This is a genomic window from Paraburkholderia sp. GAS334 (genome assembly GCF_050436625.1).
In the GTDB taxonomy this organism is placed as follows: domain Bacteria; phylum Pseudomonadota; class Gammaproteobacteria; order Burkholderiales; family Burkholderiaceae; genus Paraburkholderia.
In genome coordinates this window covers 19,441-27,108 of sequence record NZ_JBNDMO010000051.1, presented here as the reverse complement: position 1 = coordinate 27,108, position 7,668 = coordinate 19,441, and the positions used below count along the sequence as shown (strand labels likewise).

General features: G+C 59.3%; 6 protein-coding genes and 1 pseudogene. 4 read left to right on the top strand and 3 right to left on the bottom strand.

From position 1 onward, the window contains the following. Positions 1-897: 897 nt before the first annotated feature. The 3 genes and pseudogenes from P3T21_RS36505 to P3T21_RS36495 form a co-directional block, all read right to left on the bottom strand. A complete protein-coding gene (locus P3T21_RS36505) occupies positions 898-1,377 on the bottom strand; it encodes a DUF417 family protein (RefSeq protein WP_429260728.1) in 480 nt (159 codons plus the stop codon). A gap of 175 nt (positions 1,378-1,552) precedes the next feature. After that, positions 1,553-1,905: pseudogene (locus tag P3T21_RS36500) on the bottom strand (carboxymuconolactone decarboxylase family protein); the annotation flags it as partial. Between the two features lie 532 nt (positions 1,906-2,437). Continuing rightward, the gene (locus tag P3T21_RS36495; RefSeq protein ID WP_429260727.1) at positions 2,438-3,271 is read right to left on the bottom strand and encodes a transposase; all 834 of its coding nucleotides are present in this window, start codon (positions 3,269-3,271) and stop codon (positions 2,438-2,440) included. A 1,670-nt stretch (positions 3,272-4,941) separates the two neighbouring features. Between P3T21_RS36495 and P3T21_RS36490 the strand changes: the two genes are divergently transcribed. The 4 genes from P3T21_RS36490 to P3T21_RS36475 all read left to right on the top strand — a co-directional run bounded on the left by P3T21_RS36490 (position 4,942) and on the right by P3T21_RS36475 (position 7,632). Beyond that, a protein-coding gene (locus tag P3T21_RS36490; RefSeq protein ID WP_429260726.1) for an IS3 family transposase occupies positions 4,942-6,305 on the top strand; the annotation gives its coding sequence in 2 pieces (ribosomal slippage) (positions 4,942-5,404 and positions 5,404-6,305; 1,365 coding nt in all). 35 nt (positions 6,306-6,340) lie between these two features. Then, positions 6,341-7,111 (top strand): site-specific integrase, encoded by a 771-nt coding sequence (locus P3T21_RS36485; RefSeq protein ID WP_429260725.1) that lies wholly within the window; start codon positions 6,341-6,343, stop codon positions 7,109-7,111. Positions 7,112-7,134: 23 nt separating this feature from the next. Continuing rightward, a complete protein-coding gene (locus tag P3T21_RS36480) occupies positions 7,135-7,368 on the top strand; it encodes a hypothetical protein (RefSeq protein ID WP_429260724.1) in 234 nt (77 codons plus the stop codon). A 132-nt stretch (positions 7,369-7,500) separates the two neighbouring features. Further along, positions 7,501-7,632, top strand: a complete 132-nt coding sequence (locus P3T21_RS36475; RefSeq protein WP_429260723.1) for a hypothetical protein — start codon at positions 7,501-7,503, stop codon at positions 7,630-7,632. The last annotated feature ends 36 nt before the right edge of the window (positions 7,633-7,668 follow it).

The following is a 7,668-nucleotide window of genomic DNA, read 5'->3' as shown; positions in this document are numbered from 1 at the left end:
GACGGTGGACAACCCGCGACTCATCGCTCAATGGAGGCTAAACCGCACATCGATCGCAACTGCAAATCTGTCCGTCGAAGCGGGTCAACCTCATTTTACCGGGGTAGCAGCGCCCAGACGCCGTGCCGGTTTGCGAGCCGGCCCTATTAAAATGTCCTGTTAAATCAGGCGCTTCCTGTCTGGTCTTTTCCCCGTTGCTGGAACACCTGCCCCGAGGCGTCCCCCGGGTATAGGCGCGTCGGGACGCGGCGTGCCCGCAGGTTGGCGGCGATAAGGGCTGTCATCTTTGCTGGCGGGCGGTCGGTGCGATGGCTGCCCGGCGACGCCGGCGGCGATCACTCAGGCAACGATCTCAGCCGGCTTCGTCCGTTCGCTTCCCTAACAGGTCCCGCAGCGCCGCGTAGCGCGCGCAGTTCTTGTGTGACTGAAAGGTCGGCACGGTTGCGAAGGTCCGTTCCGCTTCTTCCAGATTCGCTCCGGCTCGCTGTCGTTAGTGTGTATCGGCGAGCGCATCCCAGGGAGTGTCGTCGTCGTGCTGACGGACTGCGGGCACCGGACGACGTTTGAGAAACCCGCGGAGTGCGCGGTGGAATTGCAGCAGTTTTATCAGAGGCAGTAGCGCCGTATCGAAAACGCAGAGAACCGCAACGAGCGACGTTGATCGACGACGATCGGACGCACGCGGTCGCGTTCCCGTGCTGCGGCGGACATTACCGTCCTGCCGGAGTGGGACGCGATTTCGCGGCGGTTCCATTCTCGTTGGCCGTCGCATTCGATGATCCCGAACAATCATAGTAACGACTGGCAACCCGCAATGTACCCGGTGCGGGTGCAGGCACAAACGTGAACTCAATCGCTGCTGCCACACTGCCACGGTTGAGTCTCATTGTGACAGCTTCACGACGTCAGCCGACGCGACGAAAGCGAAGCCAGAAGCAAGGTGAGGCATGCGGCCAGCAAGACGACATCCTTGATCAGGAACTGCTCCACGAGTGTCGAGATGATCGGGAAGCCGGTCTGGCTATGCAGTGTGATGTCTGGCGTGCTGAAAACAAATGAAGTCGTCAGCACGAATGTCGCGCTCGCCAACGCCGCTCCCAGTGCAGAAGCAACCGGGACGACCGAACCAATAATCAGCGCCGCCGCGGTTAGCAGTTCGATGGTCCCGACAATCTTCGCTTGTCCGCGTACGCCGAACACACCCAGCCAGCTCATGAACGGACTGTGTGAAATCAAAGGCGCTATCGCATCGGCCGCATAGGGGGTGAACTTCTGGATACCAAACCAGATGAAGATGAACACCATGGTCCATCTCAGCAACGCGAGATGCCAATAGGCGCCGCCGCTCTTTTCTGCAACATGGAAATCAAGTTTCATGGCTTTCACTCTCAATTCGTGAACACTGCGATGCACGCGCCAAAGATATTGATCAGGTGTATCCTCGCGTCACGTCGCAAACGGCACAGCCTATGCGTGCCTTCTCTATGACCCGTTTCACCGAACGCGCGGACACCGGGCAAAGACGTCCGCGCACCGTGGCCTTAGCGGACCCCAGGTCGGTGTCGTTGATGCGGTTGAACGTGTTGGTGAACACCGTCAGCGCGATGGCCAGCGTGATCTCCACCAGTTGCGCGTCGCTGTAACCCGTGTGTGCGCTGCGACGCAGTAGTCACACCCGGTCAGCTCGCTGACCGCCAGCTTGATCGTCTCCACTTCCTGCTTGCTCAACGTGCTCGCGCCCAGCACGCCCTCCGCGTTCAGCACGGATTTGAGTACCTGCGGCGCCAGCGCGCCCAGCGCAACAAACAGGTTCGGCACACTGCCGGCAGCCTTCTTGACCTCGGCATAGACTTCTGCGGTCGCGCCAGTTGCAGATTCAACAGCAGGAACACCGATACGGCTCATGGTGATACTCCTTCGTCAGATGGGTGAGGAGTCTCCACTTTAAGCCTGTCACTTGATCTTGATCAGTCTCAGAAAGGCTAATCGTTCTATACGGACGTATAAGTGTTCCTGGTCAATCGATTTGAATTTGGCTATCCTGGCGCCTTCATGATGCCGGGGTAGCGGATGAAGTGTGTTGACGACGCCTGCTCAAGGCGAGACGAACGGCTTCGTCGTCATCGACAATCGACACAACGGGCGCAGTGTGCAAAATGGTACCCCCAACCTCTTTTCAACGAGTGACGACGGGCGGTGCGTATCCCAAGAGTAGCCGCTAACGGACTTTCTCGCGACGATACCTACTACTGGTTGCGGGTTTCGATCAAACTCGGCGCAGCGCGGCTGGACGAGCGCTTGGGATGGGAAGAAATGGCTGCGGCGAAGCGCGCGATGCGATGATGTGTGCCGTGGCGCGAAGATTTCGGTATGGCGCAGACGAACGGGATCACGGCGCGATGCGCCGACGGTGGAAGAAAGGTCTCGTGCAGGGAGATCAGCTGTGGCAGTAGTGGCGCAGGTTGATCATCGTATAAGCGAGCGTCTTTAACGCATAGTGTAATTGACTGATTCGCTCGAAGCGTAACAGCAGGCGACGGAACTTGTCTTCCCAGGCGAACACGCGCTCGATCGTCCTGAACCGTTCCTTGAAAATGGCCGGATCGAACAGCGCCTTGCGGCCTCGCTTCTGGCCCTTGCTGCCGCGCGAATTCGGGTTGATGTTGGGCACCATGCCGCGATTGAACATGGCTTTGCGGTTGCGCCGGCAATCGTACACGCCATCCAGGCTCACGACGCTGCCCCGCAGATCGAGCCCTACCGCCCGGGCGATGCGCGTGAGCCGCGGCAGCGCTTCGCGCAACAGCGGCGATTCATTGCGATTGCCCGGGGCCGACACGAACGGCGCGATCACGTTGCAGTTGTAGCTGCGGTCGCACAGGGCAACGACCTTGCAGCCCTTGACCTTCTTGTGGCCGCTGAAGCCGAGGTTGTCGCGTCCCTTCTTCGCGGCGCTCGTAGTGCCATCGCTATGGATGATGCGCGTGTCCAGGCGATCGTCGCAATGAAGTCGGGATACCGAACTCTCGAAAATGGCATCAAAGCATCCGTCCGCTTCCCAGCGCCGGAACGCTCGATAGATCCGCGTGTAATGGATCTCGGGGCGGCCGTGCCGATCCTTCCCGATGGGCAGCTCCTTCCATTGGCAGCCGAGATAGAGCGCCTTCAGGATGTAGTTGAAGATTGTGTGCGCGCTGAGCTTTCGCGCCGGGCCGCGACGGCCCTTGCTCAGATGCGGCCAGACAAATTGCTCGAACTCCTCGACACTCAATCTCGTTGGAATCTCTTGCCACGATTGGCTTTGGGCCCTTTCGACCTTCAAAGCATGGGGATTCTAGCCGATTCCGGTGGGGCGACGGGAACCCATGCCCCATGGACCTTTCAGCCCTGCAAAAAAATTGCAACCAGTTGACGTTGTGATGGACGGTGGATTCGCATCGACGCCAGTATCCTGAACCTTCGCTGGGGATTGCGCGTGACAGATACCAGCGAGACCAAAGAGAGCCGCAACCGAAATCAAACGCAAGCCGTCGCGTGACTTGCGGGTATAACGTAAGCCGATCATAAATGTCTTCCCAATATTCTGCGAAAGACGGTGTGCAAACGTCGCTCATGGCGTCGACATGCGTGGCCGCATTCCGGGTTTCAGACAGGGTGTTGATGAGACCGTCGGCGGGTCTCTCATATCTGTATTCCGGCTGCGATGATGATGGAGATGGCGAGGACCCACAACTCGATGGCGGTGAAGCGGGGGTATCTAATGTTCATCATCTTCCTCATGCCCCACGACAGGAACTTCATCAGGTACTTATCCTCTACCGTTACCGTCACCGTGTGGTCTGTCGCATTGATGCACTCCCCTATATCAGGGCTTTCATGCGGAACTCGGTCTTCCTAAGCAGGCCAAGCGCGGGACTGGTGCCTGTCAGCCGAAACGGCTGACAGAATGGAAAGCCCCGTATCGGCAGGTTGCAATCGCTTCAGCGTCGGACTGTGAAACAGCCTGTGCGAACGCAACCGACCAACGGCCGCAGACATCGCGATAACGGATCGAATATGTGAACATGGCAATCTCCCTATCTGTGAGTGGCGGGTGCATTCGCCATCAACGGGGCCGTGGCGCCCTTCGTCGCCGATGCGGAAGGGTTCATCGCGTTCCGGTCATCGTTGGCTACTGGCAGACTGCAAATCCGCTGCATTCTGCGGTCATTTCGGTGAAGCACTTCGCACAGCAGACGGCGGTAATATTCGGCCAAAGGCTCACGTGCTTCCGAACGTCTTCCTTCAACTCGCCGCATTCATCGCAGCGATCCAACACACGGACCTGCATCGGTCGGTTGTGCCACTTTTCGCGCGCGTTCATGTCAGCAGCACTCGTGTTGATCTGCGACGTCGACGGCGAAGATGTTCGCGCCCATCCTCCGCAGTTCCGCGGGCGCCGGATCATCTCGGCGCGGCTCGAGCAAATCTCTTGCGTTCGCCCTCATCGTGGCCCTCACTGGATACAGATGCTGCTAAGTTCAACAGTCCGGCGATACACGTTCTCATTCAACCAGGGGACGAACGTGTACTCGTCGTACGCGTTGCTACCGATATAAACCCAGTTATGCAGAACGTTTGACCTGGCTGACATTCAAATGAAATCGCTAAGTCCATGGAATCAAGATAGACGGGCGACTCTAAGAAAACTATTCTACGAACGGTCGCTGCAGTTCTACGTGGACATAGTGCGCTTATACGTTTGGATACCTCGAGGCATCCAGGAAGCTAGTGTTCGAGTCTTGGCGACGATGTTGCGGGATCCGTTACCGGAAGCTCGAGCGGCCCTCCCTGGGAGCTTCCCCAACTCTTGCACGCTCTCCTTTAAGGGTAAGTAAAAGTGTCACCGCGTGAACTGCACCCCAAAAGTTGGACACCAGTCCAATCTTTGGGGTGTTTTTCATGACGAAGTACAACGAGCAGTTCAAGCTGAAGATAGTGAAGCAGTTCCTGGCCGGAGGAAGCAGCATCCGGGCATTGTGCGACGAGCATGGCGTCACCCGCACGGTGCTACGACGCTGGATAGCGAGTTATCGGCAGCATGGCCTCAAGGGTCTGCGCAAGAAGTTCACTCACTACGACGCACAGTTCAAGCTGTCGGTGTTGCTGCGCATGCGGCGTGAACATCTGTCGTATGACCAGGTGGCCGCTGCATTGAACATTCGCCATCCGGACAGCATCGCGACCTGGGAGAGCCGGTATCATGCGGGGGGTATAGATGCCCTGGCGTCACGGCCCCGTGGACGCCCCAGAAAAATGTCGAACCCATCTGCCCCAAAACCGACCGAAGAGCATGCACCCGACGAACGCACGCGTGAAGAGCTGCTCAAGGAAAACGAGTACCTGCGCGCGGAGGTGGCGTACCTAAAAAAGCTCGATGCCCTGCTTCAGGCAAAGAAGCAGGCGGCGCAAAAGAAAAAGCGCAGATAGTGCGTGAGCTCAGGCAACGACATCCGACAGCCATCCTGCTCAAGGTAGCAGGCCTCGCACGCAGCACGTTTTACTACCAGTTGAAGGCACTGGGTGCTGAGGACCGCTACGCCGATCTGAAGGCGAAGATCAGGAGCGTGTATGAACGCCATCACGGACGGTACGGCTATCGACACGTCACAGTGGCGATCCGCCAGAGCGGCCACACGATCAATCACAAGACGGTGCAGCGGCTGATGGGACAACTGCAGCTGAAATCGCTGGTGCGGCCAAAGAAATATCGTTCCTGGCGCGGTGCGGTGGGACGTATCGCGCCGGACCTGCTCAAGCGTCAGTTCAGCGCGCAGCGGCCTAACCAGAAGTGGGTAACAGATGTGACCGAGTTCAACGCTACTGGGCAGAAACTCTATCTGTCGCCCGTGATGGATCTGTACAACGGCGAGATCGTGGCTTACCAGATGAGTGAGCGTCCCACATTCGACCTGGTCACGGGCATGCTGAAGAAAGCGCTGAGCCGGCTCGAAGGCGAAGACAGACCGCTACTGCATTCGGATCAGGGCTGGCAATACCGGATGCCTGCCTGGCGCCGGCTGCTGGCGCAGCACGCCCTGACCCAGAGCATGTCGCGTAAGGGCAACTGCCTGGATAATGCCGCGATGGAGAGCTTCTTTGGGACGCTGAAGTCCGCGTTCTTCAGACTCAACCGCTTCACAAGTCTGGAGCAGCTTAAGACCGGCCTGATCCGTTACATCCACTACTACAACCACGACCGCATCAAGCTCAAACTGAAAGGGCTGAGTCCCGTGCAATACAGGACCCAGTCCTTGGCCGCCTAATCTTGTCCAACTTTGCGGGGTCAGTTCACAAAACAATGAGCCCCGCCGACTGGATCGATGGTGGCACGACGCCCCCACGGCGGCTGCCGGCGGACATCGACGCGGCACTCGTGTACCTGACCAACGCGCTTGGCCATGTCGTCTACACACGCTGGACACTAGCCGCGATCCGGCGCCGGTATGCGTCGCTCGCCGATGCGAAGTCAGCACATCCGGCTGTCATGCAGCAACTGCTCGACCACGCGGTCGTGATCGAATACTGGGATCGCGGCCGTGTGCGCACCGCGGCGATCGACGATGCACCGACGCCGGAGACGGTGCTGCAACGCGTACTGCACACCCATCGCCGACGCTTCAGGGCGATACCCGAAGCCGGTTTGCCGGCCACGACCGGTGAGCCGATACGGGAAACCATGGCACTGGTCACCGTTCCGCAAGTGTTGCTCGTGTGGCTTGCGCGCGCCGGGCGCTTTGCCAACGTCGCAAGCGCGACCGACACGCTCGGCGTGGGCGACGACGCGCAGGCCGTCGCGCTCTTCCTGCGCGATCGAGCAAGTCGCTCGCCGCATACGTTGCGTGCGTACCGTGCCGAGCTACGGCGGCTCGTCACATGGTGTGAAGCGCAGCAGCTGGGCCCCCTGTCAGACCTGACGCGCCACGACCTGCTCGCGTACCGGCAGGCACTACGCAAGCCCTCTCGCGACACCGTCGGCGACCGTGGCCAGAAGGTGTCGGAAGCGACGCGGGCCCGGGCACTCGCGGTCGTCGCGAGCCTGTTCCGCTACTGGACGAGACCGGCTATCTGACCGCCAATCCGGCTGCAGGGCTCGTGCGCGGCGGTCGGTCGCGCACGAGCTTCGCGTCGCAACGAATGCTGCCGACGGCGTTGCTTGCCGCGTGCGATGCATGGGTCGCCGAAGCGACCCATAACGATGAGGCACTGGTCACCGCACGGCGTCGTGCGATCTGGACACTGTACCGCTACGCCGGGGTGCGCCTGGTCGAACTCGCGTGGTCCGACGACGCGCAGTTGTCAAACGACACAAAGTTGTCCGAGAAGTGACATAAAGTCGTCTAAATAGCAAATTCGAGAGCGAACGATCGTATCCGTCCGACCGTGACCGTATAGACGCCGGATGAAGGCGACGCCATGCTTTCCCGGGGCACAAATGTGACTGTGTCCAGAAAGGAAATCATGGACACAGTGACCGAATTCACCGAAGTCAAAGGTGCCCGCAAGTATCGGCGGCGTACGCGGGACGAGAAGCGCCAGATCGTCGAGGAGACGTTATCCGGTGGACGTTCGGTGCACGCAGTCACGAAGTGAACGCGAATCAGGTATTCGACTGGCGCAGGCAGTATC